The sequence below is a fragment of the Rudaea sp. 3F27F6 genome (assembly GCF_005503555.1).
In the GTDB taxonomy this organism is placed as follows: Bacteria; Pseudomonadota; Gammaproteobacteria; order Xanthomonadales; family Rhodanobacteraceae; genus Rudaea.
The window spans coordinates 610403-632416 of sequence record NZ_SCNG01000001.1 but is presented as its reverse complement, the minus strand read 5'-3'; the positions used below and the strand labels follow the sequence as shown (position 1 = coordinate 632416).

Below are 22014 nucleotides of genomic sequence, written 5' to 3'. Positions count from 1 at the left end.
GCCGGATCGCGTGGCCGCGATGTCACGGATGTCCGGGCAGTGTGCTAGCGTAGGGACATCGATACCAAAACCAAACAAAGTCGAGAGGGAGAGATGGAAACGCAAGTCCGCCGCACCAAGATCATCGCCACGCTGGGCCCGGCCACCGACGCGCCGGGTATGTTGAAAAAAATTCTCGCCGAGGGCGTCGACGTGGTGCGGCTGAACCTCTCGCACGGCAAGGCCGAGGACCATGAGCGCCGCGCCAAGGAAGCGCGCGAAGTTGCCGCCGAACTGGGTCGCGAAGTCGCCGTGCTCGCCGATCTGCAGGGGCCGAAGATCCGCATCGAGAAGTTCCTTGCCGGTCCGGTGATTCTCACGCCAGGCGATCCGTTCGAACTCGACTGCCGCGCCGAGGCGCCTCCGGGCGATGCGACGCGCATCGGCGTGAGCTATCTGAATCTCAACAACGACGTGAAGCCCGGCGACATGCTGTTGCTTGACGACGGCCTGATCGCGCTCAAGGTCGACAAGATCGAAGGCACGAGCATCCACACCACGGTCGTCATCGGCGGCGCGCTGTCCGACCGCAAGGGCATCAACCGCCAAGGCGGTGGCCTCTCGCTCGCGGCGCTCGCCGAGAAAGACAAGGCCGACATCAAGGTTGCGGCGCAGTTGAATGCGGATTTCCTCGCCGTGTCCTTCGTTAAATCCGCGGCCGACATCGAAGAGTCGCGCAAGTTGATGCGTGCGGCCGGCGGCAGCGCGGCGATGGTGGCGAAGATCGAGCGCAGCGAGGCGATCGGCCCGGCGCTCGCCGGCATCATCGACGCGTCCGACGTGGTCATGGTCGCGCGCGGCGACCTCGGCGTGGAGATCGGCGACGCCGAACTGCCCGGCATCCAGAAGAAGATCATTCGCGAAACGCTTGCGCGCAACAAAGTCGTGATCACGGCGACGCAGATGATGCAGTCGATGGTCGAGTCGCCGATCCCGACGCGCGCCGAAGTGCTCGACGTCGCCAACGCCGTGCTCGACGGCACGGACGCGGTAATGCTGTCGCAGGAAACCGCGGCCGGCAAGCATCCGGACAAGGCCGTCGCGGCGATGGCGCGCGTCTGCGTCGGTGCCGAGCATCAGTTCGAGCCGAAGAACAAGTTCAGTCCGACGCTGCGCCTCGATCGCGTCGATCAGGCAATCGCGCTGGCGACGATGTACACCGCCGGTCACATCGGCGTGCGCGCGATCATCGCGCTGACCGAGTCGGGCGGCACCGCGCAATGGCTGAGCCGCTATCGTTCGCGCGTGCCGATCTACGCGCTGTCGCGACGCATCGGCGCGCGCCGGCGCATGATGATCTACCGCGACGTGATGCCGATCGCGTTCGACGCGCACGGCGTCGATCCGGCGCATGCGGCCAAGGCGGCGATCCAGACCTTGTTCAATTTGAACCACCTCAGTGAAGGCGATCGCGTGATTCTGACCACGGGCGACCACACTGGTCAGCACGGCGGCACGAACACGATGAAGCTGCTGCGCGTGGGGCCGGGCGGGATCGCCGAAGGTCTCGGCGATCTCTGACGGCGGCCGGCTAGAGACGAGGCGATCGTGCAGCGACGACATCTGGTCCTCGCGATCGCCCTGGTTCTTGCCGCCGGCTCGGCAGTCTTTTTCACGACGCACGGAAATGATGCCGTGCATGCGGTCTCCGCCAAGCCGGGCGGGGTGGTGGATGTCTCTGCAGCACGCGATGCTGCGCCGCTTTCAGGGCGGCCCGAGCCGGTGAAGGACAGTGTGCGTGCGGCCGCCGTCGCGTAGTCCGCATCGCACTCCGCGCAGCACAACTTGAATCCGCACGCCTCCGATACGGAACGCGATACCACCGCACCGCAGTGGAAAACCTGGCGCGATGCGCCGCCTATCGACCGCAATCGTGCGCTCGATCTGCTCGCCGACAAGGTGATGAAAGAGCAGGACGAGAAGGCCGATGCGCGAGCTGTGCTCGAACGCATGAAGTTCGAGCGCAATCCGATCGATCCGGCGCTGACCGACGGGGCGAAGGCCAACTTGCAGCAATATTTTTCCGGCCTCGACGCCGACGTGCAGCAGCATGTCGCGATCGGTTCGGTGGAGTGCCGCGCCAACGCCTGCCAGGCGCTTTTCGCGGCCAACGGAATCGTCCTCGTCGCTGCGGGCGGCAATGTCTCGTTGCCGCAGGGGCCGATCGATATCACGCGGACAGTGAGCGAGTTGACTCGCCAGCCCTGGTGGAGCGCTTGGGGCTACGAGATCGGCGGAATGAGCGCGGAATTTCGCGACGGCTACGCGCTGTACGCGATCAACTTCACTCGCACAGGCAAATAAGCCGTCTGCTTGCAGCGCACTGCGCGAATAACGTCGGCGCGATTCTCGCTGCCGGGATCGTTGCGATAAAACGCAACGATCCGTCGTGCAATAGCAGAGGCGCGATCCGTCTCGCCTCTGCATTGAGCAGCTGAACTCAGCCGGCCGGCTTGTCGGTCTTGCCTGCGCGGTGCTTCTCGAACCAGCCGATCGTGTAGAGCACCTGGTCGAGCATGTTCGACGGACGCGTATTGATCTCGTGCGAGGCGCCCGGGATGCGCAGCATCGCCGTATCGACGTGGCGCAGCTTGAGCGCCTGGTAGAACTGCTCGGCTTCGCTCGATGGCGTGCGGTGGTCGGCATCGCCCGTGACCAGCATCGTCGGCGTCTTCACGTTGCCGACGTAGGCGATCGGCGAGCGCTTGAGGTAATGCTCGGCGTTTTCCCACGGCACGCCGGGGAACCAGTACTTGGTGAACAGCGCATAGAAGTCGCTGGTCAGTACGAAGCTGTACCAGTTGATGACCGGCTTGGCGACGACCGCCGCGCGGAAGCGGTCGGTGTGGCCGACGATCCACGCGGTCAGCACGCCGCCGCCGCTGCCGCCGGTGACGAAGAGATTGCTCGTGTCGATGCTGCCGCGCGCGATCACCGCATCGACCACGCTCATCAAGTCGTCATAGTCCTGGCTCGGATAAGCGTTCTCGATCAGGTTGGCAAACTCGGTGCCGTAGCTCGTGCTGCCGCGCGGGTTGGCATAGACGACGACATAGCCCTGCGCGGCGTAGAGCTGGGTTTCGGGCGCGAAGTGCGGGCCGTATGCGGCGAACGGGCCGCCGTGGATTTCGAGCAGCAGCGGATAGGATTTCTGTGCATCGAAGCGCGGCGGGCGCACGACCCAGGCCTGCACGCTGCGGCCATCGGCTGAGGACTTCACATTGATCTCCTCGACCTGGCCGAGTGTCTTGTGGTCGAGCAGGTTGGAAGACAGATCGGTCAGCGACTTCGGCTTGGCGCCGCGTGCGACGATGCCGACGTCGGCCGAGTGCGTGACCGAGTCGCGCGTATAGGCGATGCGGCCGCCTGCGCCCGACATCGATCCGCTCGTGTAAGGCCGGCCGATCTCGGTGCCGCCAAGGTCGCTTGCGACCGTCTCGACCTTACCGCCGCCGGCGCCGACGTAGCCGATCTTGGTCGTGCCGCGTTCGTCGTAGCTGAAGTACAGGCCGCCGTTGCCGTCCCAGACCGGCTGGTCGACGCTGATGTCGGTGTCCGCGGTCAGCGCGCGCGACTTGCCGCTGGCGAGATCGAGCACGTACAGATGCGCGGCCTGATAGGGATGGCCCTTGTCGTCGAAGCCGAGGTAGGCGAGGGAGCGGCCGTCGGGCGAGATCACCGGATTGCGGTCGGGACCGCGGCGGTCGGTCAGCTTGGCCGCCGTGCCCGAATCGACATCGACGCGATACAGCTCGCTTTCGAGCGGCTGGTATTCCCAGTCGTCGTTGAGGTTGGCCGAGACGAAGACGCTCTTGCCGTCGCGCGCCCAAGCGATCGGGCCGGCGAAATCGTGCTTGCCGGTCGTCACCTGGCGCGCGGGGCCGCCGTCGGCGGAGACGACGAAGACGTGCGAGTAGCCCGGATCGACATAGCCGCCGCCGTCGATGCGGTAGGTCAGCCGGTCGATCAGCTTGGCCGGCTCCGCCCATTCGGCGCCCTTCGGCGCGCCGGGCAGTTTCGCCAACGGCGCGTCCTGCGCGGGCACGCGCTGAGTGAATGCGAGCCAGCGGCCGTCGGGCGACCAGGACAGATTGCCCGGGCCTTCGGTCAGATGCGTGATCGCCGAGCTGGCGCCCGAGTCGAGCCAGAGTACGTGAATCTGCGCCTTGCCTTCGCTCGCGCTGACGTAGGCGACGCGCTTGCCGTCGGGCGACCAGCGCGCGCCGCGCTGATCGGCGCTGTCCGAGGTCAGCGCGCGCTGGCCGCGGCCCTCCGCGTCGACGAGCCAGAGGTTCGAGCGCTTGCGGTCTTTCATGATGTCGAAGCGCACGCGCTCGTAGACCACGTGCTTGCCGTCGGGAGAAATCTGCGGGTGGTCGGCCCATTCGAGCTTGAACACGTCGAGCGGGGCGAAGATCTGCGGGTCCGGCGGCGCATCGGCGGCAGCGGCAAGATTGAGGAAGAGGACGGCGCCGAGTGCAAACACACGCATATCAGATACTCCCGCGACAAAGTCCGGCGATTCTGCCACGCCTGCGCGCGCCGACAATGTGCCGTTGTGCACGGACGCGAGCGCGAAACGCGCAGCCGCAGACCGGCGTTGCGTGGCGCGACGGGCGTATGCTTTACTCGGCCGGGTTGCGTCGGAGCGGAATCGTCGCGGAGAAACGGCATGTCGAATTCAGGCATCGGGTTGTCGTCGTGGTTCGCTTTCGTCCTGGCGGCGGTCGTGCCGCTGCATTCTGCCGCAGCCGCCACAGCCGACTATCTCGTCGTCGACGAAGACGGACGCAAGGCGCAGTGGACCGGCGACAAACGCAGTGAAGGCGTGCCGTTCCCGGTGCGCAAACTGAGCTTGGGTTCGGCCTGCGTTGCGACCGCGATGTCGATCGAAGCCGACGGTACGACGGCGAACCGGCGCGTGCTGCGCATGAGCCTCGGTAAGGTCAGCGACGAGACGCGCGAAGAATTCAAGCAGGCAGCGCTGCGCTATTTCGCCGGCGCGCATTTCACTCCGACCGAAGCGAACTCGGCGCGCAAACCGGTCTACACCTACGCGATATTCACGATCGAGCGCATGTTATCTTCCGGACCGGGAGGCGCGTCGTCGAAGCGCCCCAACGATCGTGCCGCGGAGCCGTGCCGGATTCCCGATTTTGTCAACGCCGTGGCCAGCGGCAAGCTGTCGAGCGAGGAGAACTGATATGCGTATTCCTGCAAAGAGCCTGTTTCGCGGATGGTGCCGGCTGGCGCTGGCCGTCGCGCTGACGGGTGCCGCCGGTACGGCGTTCGCGCTCGAGCGCGCGCATCTCGTGCAGCCGGCCGATCTGTCCAAGTGGTGGCTGGTGTCGAGCACGGGCGATCCGAAGATGCCGTCGTACGGCAAAGGTTTGACGACGCCGACCTGCGTCGCGGTGTCCTACCGCATCGAACGCGGCGGCGCGACGAGCCAGATCAAACTCGAGAAAGTCGTGCCCGACGGCGACCTCGGTGCGGTCGCGATCGAGATCGTCAAAGGACTGCGCTACACGGCGGCCCAGCAGAACATCGGCAAGGACCCGGTCTACACCTACGTCGTCCTGCCGTTCAACGCGCCCGACGTCAACAAGGGCCCCGGTGCCGCCGCGGAAAAACAGCGTCTGCTCGATCCGTGCAAGATCGACGATTTCAAGCTGCCGCCCGCATAAGGGCTCGATTCCTCGAACCGCGCTTTTGATTTTTTCGCGTCCGCGAAAGCCGGGCGCGATGAATCGCGCCTCTGCGTCGGCCGTTACAGCACCGAAATCCGAATCGGCCTATAATGCCGGCCCCCGCGATTTGCGAATCGCGGCAGCGCGCACGCGCACGAATTCAAACGTTACGGAGTCACCCATGAGCATCGAAGAACTGGAAAGCATCGCCCAGGCGATGGTTGCACCGGGCAAAGGGATCATCGCCATCGACGAGTCCACGAGCACGATCAAGAAGCGCTTCGACTCGGTCAAGATCGAGAACAGCGAAGAGAACCGCCGCGCCTACCGCGAGATGCTGTTGACCGCACCGAAGCTCGGCGAGCACATCTCCGGCGCGATCCTCTATGACGAAACCATCCGTCAGACGACCCGGGACGGCGTCCCGTTCACCAAGATCATGCTCGACAACGGCATCCTGCCGGGCATCAAGGTCGACAAGGGCCCGCATCCGCTCGCCGGATTTCCGGGCGAAGTCGTCACCGAAGGTCTCGACGGTCTGCGCGAGCGCCTTGCCGAATACGCCAAGCTCGGCGCCAAGTTCGCCAAGTGGCGCGCGGTGATCAACATCGCCGACGACGCGCCGAGCGGCACCTGCATCGAAGCGAACTGCCACGCGCTCGCGCGCTACGCGGCGCTGTGCCAGGAAGCCGGCATTGTGCCGATGGTCGAGCCCGAAGTGCTGATGGACGGCAACCACGATCTCGACGTTTGCTACGACGTGACCGAAGCGACGCTGCGCTCGCTGTTCGGCGCGCTTTACGAGCAGAACGTCATGCTCGAAGGCACCATCCTCAAGGCGAGCATGGTCATCGCGGGCAAGGACTGCGCCGATCAGGCCAGTGTCGACGAAGTCGCCGAAGCGACCGTGCGCTGCCTCAAGGCCACCGTGCCGGCGTCGCTGCCGGGCATCGTCTTCCTCTCGGGCGGTCAGACCGACGAGCAGTCGACCGCGCACCTCAACGCGATGAACCAGATGGGCCCGCATCCGTGGCCGCTGTCGTTCAGCTATGGCCGCGCGATGCAGTCGGCCGCGCTCAAGTTCTGGTCGAAAGACCTGGTCAAGAACTTCGCCGATGCGCAGAAGATCGTCGTCTCGCGTGCGAAAGAGAACGGCCTCGCCGCGCTCGGTCAGTGGACGAAGGCAGCCAAGGCGGCCTGATCGCCGCTCGGCTCAGATGATGTTCGCGACGGGCGCTGTGGCGCCCGTTCGCGTTTCTAGGCATCGAGCAAACTGCGGTAAGCGGCCGCCGCCTTGCCGTCGAAGCAGCAGAATACGATACGCTCGGGCAGGCTCTCGCCCCAGGCTTGCGCCTGCGTCACCGCGATGCGCGCGGCCTGCGCGAGCGGGTAGCCGAACACGCCGCAACTGATCGACGGAAACGCGATGCTGCGGATGCCGTGCGCCGCGGCGAGGCGCAACGATTCGCGATAACAGCTAGCGAGCAACTCGGGCTCGCCGCTGCGGCCTCCGTGCCAGACCGGGCCGACCGTATGCACGATATAGCGCGCCGGTAGATCGAAGCCCGGCGTGATGCGTGCTTCGCCGGTCGGGCAGCGCACGCAGGCGCGGACTAGCGGTATCGCGCGGCAGGCGACGGACAAACGCGGGCCGGCCGCGCGGTGGATCGCGCCGTCGACGCCGCCGCCGCCCGCGAGGGCTTCGTTCGCCGCATTGACGATCGCGTCGACCGTCAGGCCGGTGATGTCGGCTGCGACGACGTCGATGCTTGTCATATCGGGATACTCCGCGCGGCTTGCATGTAGCATAGGCACATGCAAAGAAAAAATCCCGATGCGAACAACCCCTGGCAGAACGCGCGGATCAAGGCGCCCGCGCAGCGCGACCCGGCGCCGCCCGAACGTGCGCCCGCGCATCCGCGCCAGGACGAAGCGAAGCCGCCGCCGGCGCAGCGCCGCGGCGAGGAAGTGCGCGTCTACGGCCGCAACGCCTGCCTCGCCGTGTTCGCCCGGCGTGCCGAGGACGTGCGCAAGGTGTATCTGAGCGAAGCGCGCATCGCCGGATTCAAGCCGGTGCTCGCCTGGTGCGTGCAGCACCGCGTCGGCTATCGCGTGGTCGAGAACGAAGATCTGGACCGGCTCTCCGAAAGCCAGCATCACGAGGGCGTCTGCTTCGAAGTGCGCCGGCACGCGCCGCCGTCGCTTTCGACCTTGCTGCAGGGCATTGCGCAAGACCGCCCGGCGCTGCTGATCTGGCTCGACGGAGTCGGCAATCCGCACAACGTCGGTGCGTTGTTGCGCAGCGCGGCTAATTTCGGCACGCGCGGCGCGATCCTGCCGGCCGGAGCGCCGGCCTTGTCGGGAGCGGCGATGCGCGTGGCCGAGGGCGGGGCGGAAGCGGTGCCGCTTGCGCAACTGCGCGCCGGCGAGGACGGATTCGCCTTGCTGCGCGAGGCCGGTTTCGCGATCGCCGCGACGGTGCCGCGTGCGGGCGAGGAATTGTATAAAAGTGAACTTCCGCCGCGGCTCGCCTTGATCCTCGGTGCCGAAGGCGAAGGCATGTCGATGGACCTGATCCGGCGCGCCGATCTGCGCCTGACGATTCCGGGCACCGGCGCGGTCGAGAGCCTCAACGTGTCGGCGAGCGCCGCCGTGCTGTTCGCCGAATACTGGCGGCAGCACCACTGAGCTTATGCGCCTGCTCGCCGCACTGCTGCTGCTCGGGCTAGGCATCTGCGCGCGCGCGGCCACGCCGGCCGAGGCGCCGGCGTTCGATCTGCGGCCGGCGCAGGCGGTCGTGCAGCGCGTGCTCGGTGCACGCGCGAAACAGATCGAGCTCGCGGCGCTGCCAGCGCAGGACGGCGAACGCTTTCGCATCGCGCGCAGCGGCGCGCGCGTGAGGATCGAAGGCAGCACGGCCAGCGCACTGTTGTTCGGCCTCAACTGGTATCTGAAATACGTCGCGCACCGCCAGGTATCGACGAACGGCGATCGTCTCGGCGACGCACCGCTGCCGCTGCCCGACGACACGATCGAGCACAGCGCGCGCCTGCCGTGGCGCTATGCGCTCAATCAGAACACCGACGGCTACACCATGCCGTACTGGGACTGGCCGCGCTGGGAGCGCGAAATCGATCTCTATGCGCTGAGCGGGATCAACGCGATGATCGTCGAGCGCGGCATGGACAGCGTGCTCTACGAGACCTTCCGCGACTTCGGCTACTCCGACCGCGAGCTGCGCTCCTGGATCACTCAGCCGGCGCACCAGAACTGGCAGCTTATGGGCAACCTCTGCTGCTTCGACGGTCCGATCAGCCGCGAGCTGATGGGCAAGCGTGCGCGGTCGGCGCAACAGATCCTCGCGCGCCTGCGCGAACTCGGCATCACGCCCGTGCTGCCCGGCTTTTACGGCATCGTGCCGGCCGACTTCGCGAAGAAATTTCCGCAGGCGCACGTGATCGAGCAGGGCGACTGGGCCGGTTTCACGCGGCCCGGCTGGCTCGACCCGCGCGATCCGCTGTTCGCCAAGATCGCGGCGAGTTTCTATCGCCATCAGCGCGAGCTGTTCGGCGAAAACAACCCTCCGGCTGTCGCCGATCGCAAGGATCAGAAAGCCGGCGCAGCGCCTGCGCTTGCCGATATCTACGATATGGAAATCTTCCAGGAGGGCGGCAGCTCGGGCAACGTGCCCGTGCGCGAAGGCGCGCATCTCGTGCAGGCCGCGCTCGATGCGGCGCATCCCGGTGCGAAATGGATGATGCTCGCCTGGCAGGGCAACCCGCAGGCGGAACTGCTCGCCGGCGTCGACCGTAGCCGGCTCTTCATCATCGACATCGACCACGACAAAGTGCCGCGCGACGACCGCGAGACCGACTTCAAGGGCGCGCCGTTCCTGTTCGGCGGCATCTGGGCGTTCGGCGGCCGCACGACCTTCGGGGCCGATCTGCAGAACTACGCGAAGCGCCTGCCGCGCATGGCCGACGCGAATCCGAACATGATCGGCACCGCGGTGTTCGCCGAAGGCATGGACACCAATCCGTTCGCCTTCGACCTGTTCACCGAAATGGCCTGGCGCGACGGCGAAGTCGACGGCGCGCAATGGACCGCGGGCTACGTGCAGCGCCGCTACGGCGCGGCCGATGCGCATGCGCTCGCCGCATGGAAGATCCTGCGCGAGACCGCGTACGCCATCGCACCCGACACGGTCGAGTTCAACAGCGAGCGCGAAGCCGGACAGGAGTCGCTGTTCGCCGCGCAGCCGAGCCTGACTGCGTTCCAGGCGTCGCACTGGTCGCCGGTCGCGATGCGCTATGACGCCGGCAAATTCGCCGGCGCGCTGCCCGAGCTGCTGCGCGTCGCGCCCGAACTGCGCACGAGCGATACCTATCGCTACGATCTCGTCGACGTCGCGCGGCAGACGCTGGCGAACGAGAGCCGCGCCCTGTTGCCGCGGATCAAGGCTACATTTGAGGCGAAGGACCGCGGTCAATTCACCGCGCTGACCCAGCACTGGCTCGCGTTGATGGATTTGCAGGACCGTCTGCTCGCGACGCAGCGCGATTTCCTCGTCGGCGTCTGGCTCGACCGCGTGCGCGCCTGGGCATCGACGCCGGAAGAGCTGCGTCGCCTCGACTATGACGCGCGCTCGATCCTGACCACCTGGGGCGAACGCAAGGCGAGCGAAGGCGCCGACCTGCACGACTACGGCAACAAAGACTGGGCCGGTCTGACGCGCGACTATTACATGAAGCGCTGGAAAGTATACTTTGCCGCGCTCGACGAAGAACTGCGCAGCGGCATCACGGCGAAGCCGATCGACTGGTTCGCGCTCGGCGAGGAGTGGAATCGCGGCCAGCAGCGCTACACGACGCGGCCGCAGGGCGACAGCTATGCGCTCGCCGCCGAGACGGCGAAGGCCCTCGGCCTGTCGGATTGATCGTCGCGGCGCTCAGCCGCCGAGCGCGACGATTTGCTTCGCCAGCCAGCGCCGTTCCGGTTCGAGCTTCGCCGCAGCGAGTGCATCGCGATACTGCTGCAGCGCTTCGTCACTGCGGCCCAGCCGCTGCAGGAAATTCGCGCGCGTCGAAGCGAACAGGTGGCTGTGCTCGGCGCCGCTGCGCGCGATCAGCGCGTCGAGCAGATCGAGCGCGCGCGCCGGTCCATCGACCATCGAGATCGCGGCGATGCGGTTGAGTTCGACCATCGGCGTCGGCTGCAGGCGCGCGAGCACTTCGTAGAGACCGGCGATCTGCGCCCAGTCGGTGTCGCCGTGATGCGGTGCGCGTGCATGCAGCGCGGCGATCGCGCCCTGTACGGTGTAGGGCCCGATGCGGTCTTTCGTGCGCAGCGCGCGGTCGAGCAGGGCGGCGCCGGCATCGATCTGCACGCCGTTCCAGAGCGTGCGATCCTGCTCTTCGAGCAGCACGATGTCGCCGGCCGCATCGGTGCGTGCGCGGCCGCGCGCATCGTGCAGCAGCATCAGCGCGTTGAGGCCGAGCACTTCGGAACGCTGCGGCAACAACTCGTCGAGCAGGCGGCCGAGGCGGATCGCCTCGCGGCACAGGTCGCGGCGGATCAGCGCATCGCCCGCGGTCGCCGCATAGCCTTCGGTGAAGATCAGATAGATCGTAGCGAGCACGCCGGCGAGGCGTTCTTCGAGTTGGGCCGGTGCGGGCGTCTCGTAGGGGATCCCGGCATCGCGGATTTTCTTCTTCGCGCGCACGAGGCGCTGCGCCATCGTCTCTTCACCGACGAGGAAGGCGCGCGCGATCGCCTGCGTATCGAGATCGCAGACCGTGCGCAGAGTCAGCGCGACCTGCGCTTCGATGTTCAACGCCGGATGGCAGCAGGTGAAGATCAGGCGCAGGCGGTCGTCGTCGAAGTGCGCGGCGTCGAGGCGCTCGTCGTCGTTGGCGGCCGTCGCCGCGGAGAATTCCGGCGCGATGCGCGTGTCGAAATGCGCGCGCCGGCGCAGCGCGTCGATCGTCTTGTTGCGTCCGACCTGGACCAGCCATGCCGACGGATTGGCCGGCACGCCACCGGCCGGCCACTGCTCGATCGCGGCGGCGAACGCGTCCTGGCGCGCCTCTTCGGCCAGATCGAAGTCGCCGAGAAGACGGATCAGCGTGGCAAGCACGCGACCCGCTTCCCGTTGCAGCACCGCTTCGATTTGTCCGCTCACGCGGCCTATTCGAATTTCTGGATCGGCCGCACTTCGATGCTGCCGACCGACGAGCTCGGAATGCGCGCGGCGAGCGCAACGGCTTCGTCGAGGTCCTTTGCTTCGACGAGGTAATAGCCGCCGAGCTGCTCGCGCGTTTCCGCGAACGGACCGTCGGTGACCGCGATCTTGCCGTCGCGCACGCGCACGGTCGTCGCCGTGGTCGTCGGTTGCAGTGCGTCGCCGGCCTTGAACTGGCCGCCCTGGATGATTGATTCGGTGAAGGCGCGGTAGTCGCCTAGCACCTTGCCGAGGTCGGCTTCGCTCATCTTGTCGTAGCGGGCTTCGTTTTCGTAGATCAGCAAAAGGTATTGCATGTTCGTTTCCTCGAGCTTGGCGAGATTGCCGTGAATTGGTCGAACGGGAATGCCGTGGATCGACAACTTCGGCGAAAGAATTTTCGAACGCAGTTCTCTCGATGCCGATCGGATCGTTCGCACCGGCGCGAGACGGACCGGGACGAAGGCTCAGGGCTTTGCGTCGACGCGCTTTTCGAGCACCTGCGTTCGCTCGATCAGGTCGTCCAATTCAAACGATTGCGATTCGAGAAAGGCGACGGAGCCATTGTCGGGATTGGCGGCCAGACGATGAGTTTCGCTCAAATGATGTTTGAGCCAGGCTCTCTGCTCTTGCTGCAATTGCGCGCGGTCCGCGCCCTTGAGTCTGTGCAGCAGGGTTTGATAAGCGGCATTGAGGCGCGGGTCCCACTTGCCGATTTCGGCTTTGCCGCAACCGAGCATGGCGTCGGAAACTCCGTCGGCGCGCTTCATGCACGCATCGAACTCCGCGCTTTGCTGCGCGTTTGCAGAAAATGCGGCGATGCTGAGCACGGCACCGAGAACGAGAGAAGATTTCCAGAACATCGTGGCGTCCTATACGTCTTTCTGACGGAAGTAATGCCCGGGTCGCCGGTGTGGCTGTTTCGCCAGAGGCTTTGCATGCCGGCGACACCGCGAGAGTCGTTGCGATCTTAGCATTCGAATCGCATGCCGATGCCGGCGCATGCGAAGCCGTTCCGCATAGAAATGAGACTCGACGACGAGGAACCCGGCGCCCGAATGTTCGGCGCCTATCGTTTCAGCGCGAGCACCACGACGCCCGCGCCGACCATCGCGATGCCGAACCATTCGCGCAACGACGGCCGCTCGCCGAGAAAGGAGAACGCGAACACCGCGACAAGGACGAGGCTCAGCTTGTCGACCGGCGCGACCTGCGACGCATCGCCGAGTTTGAGCGCGCGGAAATAGCAGACCCACGACGCACCTGTCGCCAGCGCCGACAGCACAAGGAAGGTCCAGGTGCGCGCCGAGAGTTCGAGCGGGTTGGCCCATTTGCCCGTCGCGGCGACGAAGGCCGCGAGCACGACGAGGATGACCGCAGTGCGGATCAGCGTGGCGAGGTCGGAGTTCACGCCCTCGATGCCGATCTTGGCGAAGATCGCGGTCAGTGCGGCGAAGACCGCCGAGCCGAGCGCCCAGAAGAACCAGGTGGATGTCGCGGTCGTCATGGCGGAAACGGCTCCTCGTTCCTGCGTCGTTGGAATGGGTCAGCGGTCGCCGAAGATGGCATCGTAAGCGGCGGTGCTGAATCCGCGCACACGGCGGCCGTTGGCGACGATCAGCGGAACGCCGCCGCGGCCGCCGGCCTGGGCGAATGCCGCGGCACCGCCGGGCGTTTCGATGTCGATGTCCTGGTAGGCGATGCCTCTCTGGGCAAGATAGGCGCGCGCGCGTTTGCAGTAGCCGCACCAGCTCGTCGTGTACAGAGTTACGCCCGCGGACTGTGTGCGCGGAAGCGGCTTCGGTGCTTGGGTAGCCATGCGCTCGAGCTTTTGTGCGGCCGCGCTGGGCAGCGGGCTGCTCGGCAGATTCTCGAAGTTGATCGTCTGCTCGATCTTGCCGTTTGCCGGCGGCCGATCGCTGAAGACAACCGCGCCGCCCGGCCCGGTCGATTTGTAGACGGTTTGTGCCTGCAAAGCGGAAGACGAAAAACTGATCAGGCCGGCGAAGATGAGGATCAGCGTTTTCATCGGATGCCCCTATGCGGACGAGGCGGCGCAGACATCGCCGCCTCGTCCGAGTCTAGCAGTTCGTCAGGGACTCAATCCTCGTCTTTGTCCTTGGCAAAGGCGCCCGGCTTGGAGCCGAAATCGCCTTCGGCCTGCGCGGCCAGGTAAGCGTAGACGGCGTAGACGGCGGCATTCTGCGCGATGTCTTTCGGCTCGATTTTGTCGAGCGTGTCGTTGGCCGTGTGGTGCAGGTCGAAGTAGTGGGTGCCGTCCTGGCCGAGCGAAAGCGCGGCCATGCCTTTCTGGTGCAGCACGGACAGATCGGAGCCGCCGTTGCCGGGGCTGTTCGCGTCGTACTCGACGCCGATCGGCTTGAGCACTGCGGCGATCTGCGCGATCGCTGCGCGTGCTTCGGGCTTGACGCTCGCGCGCATGCGCCAGATCGGTGCGGCGCCGAAATCCGATTCGCTGCCGAGCACATGCTTGGCGACTTCGGCGGCGTGCTTTTCGGCGTAGGCCTTGCCGCCGTAGAGACCGGACTCCTCGTTGGCGAAAGCGATCACGCGGATCGTGCGATCGGGGCGCTCCGGCAATTGCTTGATCAGATGCGCGGCGGCCGCGGCGATGGCGACGCCGGCCGCGTCGTCGATCGCGCCGGTACCCGGATCCCACGAGTCGAGATGGCCGCCGATGTCGACGACCTGGTCGGGATACTTCTTGCCGGTGACTTCGCCGATGACGTTGGCGCCGGTGTAGTCGCCCTCGAAACCGACATCGAGATCGAGCTTGACCGTGACCGGCTTGCCGTATGTGAGGATGCGTTCGAGCTGGTCGGCGTCGGGATTCGACAACGCCGCGGCCGGGATGCCGTTGGCCTTGGCGTCGGCGAAGCCGGTGACGCCGGTGTGCGCCATGCGGTCGGTCGCATCGGTGCCGGCCGAGCGCAGCAGGAAGCCGGCCGCGCCTTTCGACGCGGCGAGCGGCGGGCCGCCGACGCGGACCGTCGAGCCCATGCCGTAGTCGTGGCCGTCCTTGTGGCGCTGCATGCGGAAGCCGATGTAGACGATCTTGCCCTTGACCTTGGCCGGATCGGCGGCCTTGAGCGCGTCGAAGCTTTCGAAGCGCAGCACTTCGGCGGTCAGGCCGCCCTGCGGCGTCGGGAAGCTGTGGCCGAGCGCGGCGAGCACGAGCGGCTGCGGAAACGGCGAGACGATCGCGCCGGCCTCATGGCGGCGCACCCACTTTGGATAGGTGACCGGTTCGGTATAGACCTTGTCGAAGCCGAGCGCCTTGAACTTCGCCGCGACCCAGTCGCGCGCCTTGGCGTCGTTGTCGCCCGCGGCGAGGCGCGGGCCGATCTCGGTGGTCAGGCCCTCGACGAATTTATAGGCGGTATCGTCGCTCAGCGCGCGGTCGCGCAACTGTTCGGCCGTGCGCACGGCGGCGTCGGGAATACGTGTTTCAGCGGGGGCGGCCGCAGCGGCGGCGCAGCAGGCGGCAGCGAGGCTCAGGGCAAGCAAATGTTTCACGATCGACTCCGGGCTGGCATGAACCCGGCTCAGGCCGGCAGCGTGCGAAGGTGCGCTGCGTTCTGAAACGGGTTCCGGGTGAATGGAATTGAGCAGCGACGCGGAGAATGGCAAGTCCACCGGACGTCTTGTAGTGCCACTTCGCCGCGAGGCCGGGTGGCCAGCGGGTCGGGCGCGATTCCATTGCCGGAAAAACAAAAGGGCGCAGCGGTGAAGCTGCGCCCTTCATTAAACTGTATGCGGGTTATTTCTTCAAGGCGTCGCGGATTTCGGTGAGCAGCTTCTCGGTCGGCGTCGGCTCGGGCGGCGCGGCGGGCGCCTCTTCGGCCTTCTTGGTCATACGGTTGACCAGCTTGACGACGAGGAAGATCGCCGCGGCGACGATGAGGAACTGGATGATCGTATTGAGAAAGACGCCGACCTGCATGGCGACCTCGCCCTTGCCGTCCGGCCCGGCGGCCTTGAGTATCCATTTCCAGGCGGAGAAGTCGATGCCGCCGATCAGCAGCCCGATAGGCGGCATGATCACGTTGTCGACCAGCGACGTGACGATCTTGCCGAACGCCGCGCCGATCACGACGCCGACGGCGAGATCGACCACGTTGCCGCGCAGGATGAATGCTTTGAACTCGGTAGCCAGACTCATGGTGCTATCTCCTTGCAGGGTGGATGAGGATGCTACTGCGCACGTAATCTACACCAAGGCGGATATGTGATCCTATTCACGCCGCCGCAGAAATTTGAGCCCGGACCAGACCGCGGTCACCGCGCAGACCTTCACATCGACCAGACCGAGCGGCAGGATCAGCTCACGCAGCGTGTCCTCGCCGATGTCGGTCGGCACCTTCGAGGCCTTCTTCGGCCACGACACCCAGAGCATGCCGCCGCGGTCGAGCGCGGCGGTCAGCGCGGGCAGCTCGCGCTCCAGTTCGACGCGCTCGGTGGCGAAGATATGGCCGAAATCGAAAGCCTGGTTGTTGCGCGCAATCAGAGTCAATTCGCCGGCATCGAATCCGCATAAAGTCCAATAGTCGGCCGGGGCGCGGACGAGGCGCACGCGCTGCCCGGCTTTCAGTCCCAGTTTTTGCGACAGCGGTTTGCCTGAATAGCCCGCGGTCGATGCGGACGAAGCGTTCTCGCTCGGGGTTGTCGGGGCAGCGGGTCTGGGCATGTCGAAATCGGGGTCGTCCGTTCGTCGTAAACAATGAAGGCGGATGCGCGCTGCGCCTCAGTCCTGGCCTGGGGGCGGGGGAATCTGACAATTGTCATTGCGCATACGTGAGGATTTTCCCTGTCGCGCGAATCATCGTCGCGGCAGTCTATGGCAAACTTTGAGGTTGAAGGCAATCGCGATGGGGATCATGGACAAATCGGACCTGCTCAATGAATTGCGCATCGGCAAGGAGCATCGCGATGATCATGTCGGCGGCCGTTCGCCGTGGTCGTGGATCGCCGCGGTCGCCGTCGCGGCGCTGATCGCTGCCGTCGGCGCAGGCTGGTATTTCTTCTTCAACGGGGCCAAGTCGTTCGAGGTCGAGGCCGCGACGGCGGTCGCGCCGAGCGCGGGCGGTGCCGATACCTCGGTGCTGCAGGCGACCGGCTACGTGACCGCGCGCCGCTCGGCGACCGTGTCGGCGCAGATCACCGGCACCTTGACCGAGGTGCTGATCGAGGAGGGCGACCGCGTCGAGAAAGGCCAGGTGCTCGCGCGCCTGGAAAGCACCGCATGGCGCGCCGGGCTCGATCAAGCGCAGGCCGGTTTGCGCGCCGCGCAGGCGCAACTGACCCAGTATCAGGCGCAGCTCGGGCAGAACCAGCGCGATTTGAAGCGCGCGGAAGATCTCGTTGCGCGCAAGCTCGCCTCGACCCAGTCGCTCGAACTCGCGCGCACCCAGGTCGACACGCAGTTCGCCGCGGTCACCGCGCAGCGTCGCCAGGTCGAGGTTTCGCAGGCCAACGTGCAGGCCGCGCAGGTCCAGCTCGATTACTGCACGGTGCGCGCGCCGTTCACCGGCATGGTCACCGCCAAGGCCGCGCAGGTCGGCGAAATCGTCTCGCCGCTGTCGGCCGGCGGCGGCTTCACGCGCACGGGCGTCGGCACGATCGTCGACATGGAATCGCTTGAGATCGAAGTCGACGTCAACGAGTCGTACATTTCCCGCGTCGTGCCGAAGCAGCCGGCGCAGACCGTGCTCGACGCCTATCCGGACTGGAAGATTCCGTCGCATGTGGTCGCGATCATCCCGACCGCCGACCGCGGCAAGGCCACGGTGAAAGTGCGCATCGGCATCGACGCGAAGGACCCGCGCGTGCTGCCCGACATGGGCGCGCGCGTGTCGTTCTTCGAAGACGCGCCGAAGACTGCGAATGCGCCGCCGCCGAAGGGCGTGCTGGTGCCGGGCTCGGCCATCGTCAAGCGCGAGGGCAAGGACACGGTGTACGCGCTCGACGCCGACCGCGTGCGCGCCAAGCCGGTGGCGCCGGGACAGACTTACAACGACCTGCGCCTCGTCGAAGGCATCGCCGCCGGCACACGCGTGGTCAAGCAGCCGCCCGCGGACATGGCCGACGGCGCGAAAGTGGAAATCAAAGCGGCGAAATAATCGTCTGCGGATGTCGAAACCGGCATCGCTGAAACGTCGAAAGAGCGTTCTTCCCTTCTTCTTGGAGAAGGTGCCTGAAAAACCGCTGGGGAAGAGCGCCGCAGTTTGTAACGAAGTTGCGAGAGCAGAGGCTTTTCCCTCATCCGGCGCTTCGCGCCACCTGTCTCCCGGCGGGAGAAGGTAAAGACAAAAAGCACAGGAGCAATGCATGAGCACGCTGGTCGAAATCCGCAATGTCAGCAAGACCTACGAACGCGGCAAGCAGAAAGTCGAAGTGCTGCATCACATCGATCTGGACATCGCGCAGGGCGATTTCCTTGCACTGATGGGGCCATCCGGCTCGGGCAAGACGACCCTGCTGAATCTGATCGGCGGGCTCGACTCGCCGACCCAGGGTCAGATCAGCGTCGGCAGCCAGCGCATCGACAATCTCAACCAGGGCGCGTTGGCGAAGTGGCGCGCATCCAACGTTGGCTTCATCTTCCAGTTCTACAACCTGCTGCCGATGCTGTCGGCGCAGAAGAACGTCGAACTGCCGTTGCTGCTGACCAAGCTCGGCGCGGCGCAGCGCAAGAAGAATGCGGCGATCGCGCTGCAGCTCGTCGGCCTCGCCGAGCGCGCGGGGCACAAGCCGACCGAGCTGTCCGGCGGTCAGCAGCAGCGCGTCGCGATCGCACGCGCGATCGTGTCCGATCCGACCTTGCTGGTCTGCGACGAACCGACCGGCGACCTCGACCGCCAGTCCGCCGAGGACGTGCTCGGCTTGCTGCAGACACTCAACCGCCAGCACGGCAAGACCATCGTCATGGTCACCCATGACCCGAAGGCAGCCGAGTACGCGAGCCATACCCTGCACCTCGACAAGGGCACCCTGGTCGAGCAGGCCGAGCACGCTTAGCTTTTGATCGTCATTCCCGCGCGCTTCTGGCGGGAATCCAGTGACTTTGGTTTTGCTTTGCGATGAAGGAAAAGCAGCCTGCTGTCTACCTCCTCGCGAGCCGGCGCAATGGCACTTTGTATGTCGGCGTCACCAGCGATCTGGTGCAGCGAGTTTGGCAACATCGAAATGATGTGATCACAGGATTCAGCAAGGAATATCAGGCGCACCTGCTCGTTTACTTCGAGCTTCACGTCGGCATGAAAGAGGCAATTTTGCGCGAGAAGCAAATCAAGAAGTGGGAGCGGAATTGGAAAATCCGCTTGATCGAGAAGAGCAATCCGTATTGGCGTGATTTGTATTCGGAAATCGTGGCCGGAGAGTAAAGAGAAGGCGCTGGATTCCCGCCAGAAGCGTGCGGGAATGACGAGCTTGCCGTCCCATGTCCGACTGGACTTCAACGTATCGAGAAGCTGTCATGAAATATCTACATCTCATCTGGGCGGCGCTGTTCCGCCGCAAGACGCGCACGATCCTGACCCTGGTGTCGATCATCGCGGCGTTTCTGTTGTTCGGCCTGCTCGACGCGGTGCGCGTATCGTTCGCGGAAGCGGGGCAGTCGGCGAACGGCGCCGAGCGTTTGCAGACCGGGGCGAAGTTGTCCTTCATCCAGCCGCTGCCGCAATCCCTGCTCGCGCGCATCGGCGCGATCGACGGGGTCAAGGACGTCGCTCACGCGAACTGGTTCGGCGGCGCCTATCAAGACCCGCACAATCAGATATTCACCTTCGCGGTCAGCGACAACTATCTCGACATCTATCCCGAGGTCAGTGTCGATCCCGCGCAGATGAAAGCCTACAACGAAGATCTCAACGGCGTGCTCGTCGGCGAGGTGCTGGTGAAAAAGTACGGTTGGAACATCGGCGACAAGATTCCGCTGCAGTCGCAGATATTCCCGAACAAGGAAGGCTCGAAGAACTGGAGCTTCAACCTGCGCGGGGTGATGAAGTCGGAGAACGACAAGGCCTTCCAGAGTCAGATGATCCTGCTGCACTGGAAGAATTTCGACGAGACCACGCCGTACAACCGCGGTCAGGTCGGCTGGTACATCAGCCGGGTCAAGGACGTCAACGACGCCGACCGCGTGGCCAAGGCGATCGATGCGCTGTCGGCCAATTCCGATCACGAGACCAAGACCCAGACCGAACAGGCGGCGACGCGCAACTGGATCAAGCAGCTCGCAGACATCGGCCTGATCGTCACTTCGATCATGGGCGCGGTGTTCTTCACCCTGATTCTGCTGACCGGTAACACGATGATGCAGGCGGTGCGCGAACGCACCTCCGAACTCGCCGTGCTCAAGACCATCGGCTTCTCGAACGGCAGCGTGCTCGGCATGGTGCTCGCGGAGTCGATATTGCTGTTGCTGCTCGGTGGCATCGTCGGCATCGGGCTGGTGACCGCGATCGGAGCGGCGCTGCCGAAGATGAGCGGCGGCATGATCACGGGCGCGGCCGTAGGTCCCAAGAGCTGGCTGCTCGGGCTGGCACTCGCACTGGCGATCGGCGTCGTCATCGGTGCGCTGCCGGCACTGCGCGCGATGCGCCTGAATATCGTCGACGCACTGGCCGGACGCTGAGGAGAAACATATGAAATTCCTGATTGGTCTTCTCACCCTCGTCGTCGTTCTTGTCGGCGTGTTCGTTTTCCTCAGCCTGCCGTGGCAGGGCTTGATCGCGCTGGTGATTCTGCTCGGCGCGTGGATGCTGTTGACCCGGCGCGGCCAGCAAGCGGCGCAGGTGACCGGCATTGGCGTCAGCACGATCGGCCAGCGTCTCGGTTCCTCGGCGGTCATCGTGGTCGGCATCGCCGGCGTGGTCGGGGTGCTCGTCGCCATGCTCGCAATGGCGAACGGCTACAGCGAAACCCTGCGCCGCAGCGGCGGCGAAGATGCGGCAATCGTGATGCGCGGCGCGTCGGCCTCCGAGGTGTCCTCGGTACTCGGCCATGATGCGACCGTGGTCATCGAGCAGGCCCCGGGCATCGCCAAGGACGAAGCGGGCAAGCCGATCGCTTCGCCCGAACTCGTCGTCGCGGCGAATCTGCCGATCAAAGGCGGCGATCCCGAGCAGGACGTCGGCAGCGTGACTCTGCGCGGCGTCGGCGATATGGCCTGGAAGGTGCGTCCGAACGCGAAGATCATCGCCGGGCGCAAGTTCACTCCGGGTCTGCGCGAACTCGTCGTCGGCAAGGGTGCGCAGCGCCAGTACGCAGGGCTCGACGTCGATCACGATATCAAGCTCGGCAACCAGACCTGGAAGGTCGTCGGCGTCTTCGAGTCGAAGGACGCGATGGAATCCGAACTGTGGGGCGACGGCGACGTGGTCGGTTCGACCTATCGCCCGAACGGCAGCAACAGCCGCAGCTCGGTGTTCGTGCGTTTGACCTCCGCTTCTGCGTTCGAGCCGTTCAAGGCCGCGCTGACTTCCGACCCGCGCCTCACCGTCGACGTCGACACGACCGCGAACTACTTCGGCAAGCAGAGCGAAGGTACGACCAAGATGATCAGCGCCATCGGCTACGTCGTCGGCACGATCATGGCGATCGGTGCGATCTTCGGCGCACTCAACACCATGTTCGCCGCAGTCGCGACGCGCGCGCGCGAAATCGCCACCCTGCGCGCGATCGGCTTCCGCGGTGTGCCTGTGGTGGTTGCGATCATGCTTGAGACCATGCTGCTCGCCCTGATCGGCGGCGCGCTCGGCGGCCTGATTGCGTGGCTCGTGTTCAACGGCTATACGGCTTCGACGATGACCGCGGGCACCACGGGGCAGCTGATGTTCGAGCTCCAGGTTGCGCCGTCGGTGCTGTGGACCGGCATCAAGTGGGCGCTCGCGATCGGTTTTATCGGCGGCCTCTATCCGGCCCTGCGCGCCGCGCGTCTGCCGGTGACCACGGCGTTGCGCGAGTCTTAGACTCGCGCAATATCCCGCATCGATTCGCCGCCGCCGCGTTTGCGTGCGGCGGCGGAAAGACTGGCGCCGGGTC

At 65.5% G+C, this 22014-nt stretch carries 23 protein-coding genes; 13 read left to right on the top strand and 10 right to left on the bottom strand.

Annotated elements, in window-relative coordinates; genetic code table 11:
* The first annotated feature begins 93 nt into the window (after positions 1–93).
* The 3 genes from pyk to FFS30_RS02640 are packed head-to-tail and all read left to right on the top strand — an operon-like array spanning position 94 to position 2343.
* Positions 94–1560: a pyruvate kinase gene (gene pyk, locus FFS30_RS02650; protein WP_137911559.1), complete on the top strand. Its 1467-nt coding sequence runs from the start codon at positions 94–96 to the stop codon at positions 1558–1560.
* A 27-nt stretch (positions 1561–1587) separates the two neighbouring features.
* Complete coding sequence (locus FFS30_RS02645) at positions 1588–1797, top strand: hypothetical protein (RefSeq protein ID WP_137911558.1); 210 nt, start codon at positions 1588–1590, stop codon at positions 1795–1797.
* A 27-nt stretch (positions 1798–1824) separates the two neighbouring features.
* Entirely contained in the window at positions 1825–2343 is a 519-nt protein-coding gene (locus tag FFS30_RS02640) for a hypothetical protein (RefSeq protein ID WP_137911557.1), read from the top strand.
* 136 nt (positions 2344–2479) lie between these two features.
* On the opposite strand, the gene FFS30_RS02635 is transcribed toward FFS30_RS02640, so the two are convergent.
* The gene (locus FFS30_RS02635; protein ID WP_137911556.1) at positions 2480–4531 is read right to left on the bottom strand and encodes a S9 family peptidase; all 2052 of its coding nucleotides are present in this window, start codon (positions 4529–4531) and stop codon (positions 2480–2482) included.
* Between the two features lie 180 nt (positions 4532–4711).
* On the opposite strand from FFS30_RS02635, the gene FFS30_RS02630 reads away from it, so the two are divergent.
* The 3 genes from FFS30_RS02630 (at position 4712) to FFS30_RS02620 (ending at position 6930) form a co-directional block, all read left to right on the top strand.
* Positions 4712–5242: a hypothetical protein gene (locus FFS30_RS02630; protein ID WP_137911555.1), complete on the top strand. Its 531-nt coding sequence runs from the start codon at positions 4712–4714 to the stop codon at positions 5240–5242.
* Between the two features lies 1 nt (position 5243).
* Positions 5244–5726, top strand: a complete 483-nt coding sequence (locus tag FFS30_RS02625) for an energy transducer TonB (protein WP_137911554.1) — start codon at positions 5244–5246, stop codon at positions 5724–5726.
* Positions 5727–5910: 184 nt separating this feature from the next.
* Positions 5911–6930 (top strand): class I fructose-bisphosphate aldolase, encoded by a 1020-nt coding sequence (locus FFS30_RS02620; protein ID WP_137911553.1) that lies wholly within the window; start codon positions 5911–5913, stop codon positions 6928–6930.
* A 56-nt stretch (positions 6931–6986) separates the two neighbouring features.
* Here FFS30_RS02620 and FFS30_RS02615 read toward each other — a convergent pair whose 3' ends face one another.
* Entirely contained in the window at positions 6987–7505 is a 519-nt protein-coding gene (locus FFS30_RS02615) for an O-acetyl-ADP-ribose deacetylase (RefSeq protein WP_137911552.1), read from the bottom strand.
* Positions 7506–7544: 39 nt separating this feature from the next.
* Between FFS30_RS02615 and FFS30_RS02610 the strand changes: the two genes are divergently transcribed.
* Both FFS30_RS02610 and FFS30_RS02605 read left to right on the top strand, forming a co-directional pair.
* A complete protein-coding gene (locus FFS30_RS02610; RefSeq protein WP_137911551.1) occupies positions 7545–8417 on the top strand; it encodes a TrmH family RNA methyltransferase in 873 nt (290 codons plus the stop codon).
* Between the two features lie 4 nt (positions 8418–8421).
* The gene (locus FFS30_RS02605; RefSeq protein ID WP_137911550.1) at positions 8422–10665 is read left to right on the top strand and encodes an alpha-N-acetylglucosaminidase; all 2244 of its coding nucleotides are present in this window, start codon (positions 8422–8424) and stop codon (positions 10663–10665) included.
* Positions 10666–10677: 12 nt separating this feature from the next.
* Here the strand turns inward: FFS30_RS02605 and FFS30_RS02600 are convergent, their stop codons facing one another.
* From FFS30_RS02600 to FFS30_RS02565, 8 genes are all read right to left on the bottom strand, one after another.
* Positions 10678–11910, bottom strand: a complete 1233-nt coding sequence (locus FFS30_RS02600) for an RNA polymerase sigma factor (protein ID WP_137911549.1) — start codon at positions 11908–11910, stop codon at positions 10678–10680.
* Positions 11911–11915: 5 nt separating this feature from the next.
* Positions 11916–12266 carry a YciI family protein gene (locus FFS30_RS02595; RefSeq protein ID WP_137911548.1) on the bottom strand — a complete coding sequence of 117 codons (351 nt, stop codon included), beginning with the start codon at positions 12264–12266 and terminating at the stop codon, positions 11916–11918.
* 150 nt (positions 12267–12416) lie between these two features.
* The gene (locus FFS30_RS02590) at positions 12417–12812 is read right to left on the bottom strand and encodes a lysozyme inhibitor LprI family protein (protein ID WP_137911547.1); all 396 of its coding nucleotides are present in this window, start codon (positions 12810–12812) and stop codon (positions 12417–12419) included.
* 206 nt (positions 12813–13018) lie between these two features.
* A complete protein-coding gene (locus FFS30_RS02585; protein WP_137911546.1) occupies positions 13019–13456 on the bottom strand; it encodes an EamA family transporter in 438 nt (145 codons plus the stop codon).
* A 39-nt stretch (positions 13457–13495) separates the two neighbouring features.
* Positions 13496–13978, bottom strand: coding sequence for a glutaredoxin family protein (locus FFS30_RS02580; RefSeq protein ID WP_137911545.1), 483 nt, complete (start codon positions 13976–13978; stop codon positions 13496–13498).
* A 71-nt stretch (positions 13979–14049) separates the two neighbouring features.
* Complete coding sequence (locus FFS30_RS02575) at positions 14050–15489, bottom strand: M20/M25/M40 family metallo-hydrolase (protein WP_137912552.1); 1440 nt, start codon at positions 15487–15489, stop codon at positions 14050–14052.
* A gap of 241 nt (positions 15490–15730) precedes the next feature.
* A complete protein-coding gene (mscL, locus tag FFS30_RS02570) occupies positions 15731–16132 on the bottom strand; it encodes a large-conductance mechanosensitive channel protein MscL (protein WP_137911544.1) in 402 nt (133 codons plus the stop codon).
* A 72-nt stretch (positions 16133–16204) separates the two neighbouring features.
* Positions 16205–16657, bottom strand: a complete 453-nt coding sequence (locus FFS30_RS02565; RefSeq protein ID WP_137911543.1) for a DUF3052 domain-containing protein — start codon at positions 16655–16657, stop codon at positions 16205–16207.
* A gap of 181 nt (positions 16658–16838) precedes the next feature.
* On the opposite strand from FFS30_RS02565, the gene FFS30_RS02560 reads away from it, so the two are divergent.
* The 5 genes from FFS30_RS02560 to FFS30_RS02540 all read left to right on the top strand — a co-directional run bounded on the left by FFS30_RS02560 (position 16839) and on the right by FFS30_RS02540 (position 21941).
* A complete protein-coding gene (locus FFS30_RS02560) occupies positions 16839–18089 on the top strand; it encodes an efflux RND transporter periplasmic adaptor subunit (RefSeq protein ID WP_137911542.1) in 1251 nt (416 codons plus the stop codon).
* Between the two features lie 208 nt (positions 18090–18297).
* Positions 18298–18987 carry an ABC transporter ATP-binding protein gene (locus FFS30_RS02555; protein ID WP_137911541.1) on the top strand — a complete coding sequence of 230 codons (690 nt, stop codon included), beginning with the start codon at positions 18298–18300 and terminating at the stop codon, positions 18985–18987.
* Positions 18988–19049: 62 nt separating this feature from the next.
* Positions 19050–19352: a GIY-YIG nuclease family protein gene (locus FFS30_RS02550; protein WP_137911540.1), complete on the top strand. Its 303-nt coding sequence runs from the start codon at positions 19050–19052 to the stop codon at positions 19350–19352.
* Between the two features lie 92 nt (positions 19353–19444).
* On the top strand, positions 19445–20605 hold the full coding sequence (locus tag FFS30_RS02545; protein ID WP_137911539.1) for an FtsX-like permease family protein: 1161 nt from the start codon (positions 19445–19447) through the stop codon (positions 20603–20605).
* A 10-nt stretch (positions 20606–20615) separates the two neighbouring features.
* Positions 20616–21941, top strand: a complete 1326-nt coding sequence (locus FFS30_RS02540) for an ABC transporter permease (RefSeq protein WP_137911538.1) — start codon at positions 20616–20618, stop codon at positions 21939–21941.
* Positions 21942–22014 lie beyond the last annotated feature (73 nt).

Bases quoted from the DNA above. Each gene is read 5' to 3' on its own strand.
- pyk (WP_137911559.1), top strand. From the start codon at position 94: ATGGAAACGCAAGTCCGCCGCACCAAGATCATCGCCACGCTGGGCCCG.
- FFS30_RS02635 (WP_137911556.1), bottom strand. From the start codon at position 4,531: ATGCGTGTGTTTGCACTCGGCGCCGTCCTCTTCCTCAATCTTGCCGCT.
- FFS30_RS02630 (WP_137911555.1), top strand. From the start codon at position 4,712: ATGTCGAATTCAGGCATCGGGTTGTCGTCGTGGTTCGCTTTCGTCCTG.
- FFS30_RS02625 (WP_137911554.1), top strand. From the start codon at position 5,244: ATGCGTATTCCTGCAAAGAGCCTGTTTCGCGGATGGTGCCGGCTGGCG.
- FFS30_RS02620 (WP_137911553.1), top strand. From the start codon at position 5,911: ATGAGCATCGAAGAACTGGAAAGCATCGCCCAGGCGATGGTTGCACCG.
- FFS30_RS02615 (WP_137911552.1), bottom strand. From the start codon at position 7,505: ATGACAAGCATCGACGTCGTCGCAGCCGACATCACCGGCCTGACGGTC.
- FFS30_RS02610 (WP_137911551.1), top strand. From the start codon at position 7,545: ATGCAAAGAAAAAATCCCGATGCGAACAACCCCTGGCAGAACGCGCGG.
- FFS30_RS02605 (WP_137911550.1), top strand. From the start codon at position 8,422: ATGCGCCTGCTCGCCGCACTGCTGCTGCTCGGGCTAGGCATCTGCGCG.
- FFS30_RS02595 (WP_137911548.1), bottom strand. From the start codon at position 12,266: ATGCAATACCTTTTGCTGATCTACGAAAACGAAGCCCGCTACGACAAG.
- FFS30_RS02590 (WP_137911547.1), bottom strand. From the start codon at position 12,812: ATGTTCTGGAAATCTTCTCTCGTTCTCGGTGCCGTGCTCAGCATCGCC.
- FFS30_RS02585 (WP_137911546.1), bottom strand. From the start codon at position 13,456: ATGACGACCGCGACATCCACCTGGTTCTTCTGGGCGCTCGGCTCGGCG.
- FFS30_RS02580 (WP_137911545.1), bottom strand. From the start codon at position 13,978: ATGAAAACGCTGATCCTCATCTTCGCCGGCCTGATCAGTTTTTCGTCT.
- mscL (WP_137911544.1), bottom strand. From the start codon at position 16,132: ATGAGTCTGGCTACCGAGTTCAAAGCATTCATCCTGCGCGGCAACGTG.
- FFS30_RS02565 (WP_137911543.1), bottom strand. From the start codon at position 16,657: ATGCCCAGACCCGCTGCCCCGACAACCCCGAGCGAGAACGCTTCGTCC.
- FFS30_RS02560 (WP_137911542.1), top strand. From the start codon at position 16,839: ATGGGGATCATGGACAAATCGGACCTGCTCAATGAATTGCGCATCGGC.
- FFS30_RS02555 (WP_137911541.1), top strand. From the start codon at position 18,298: ATGAGCACGCTGGTCGAAATCCGCAATGTCAGCAAGACCTACGAACGC.
- FFS30_RS02550 (WP_137911540.1), top strand. From the start codon at position 19,050: ATGAAGGAAAAGCAGCCTGCTGTCTACCTCCTCGCGAGCCGGCGCAAT.
- FFS30_RS02545 (WP_137911539.1), top strand. From the start codon at position 19,445: ATGAAATATCTACATCTCATCTGGGCGGCGCTGTTCCGCCGCAAGACG.
- FFS30_RS02540 (WP_137911538.1), top strand. From the start codon at position 20,616: ATGAAATTCCTGATTGGTCTTCTCACCCTCGTCGTCGTTCTTGTCGGC.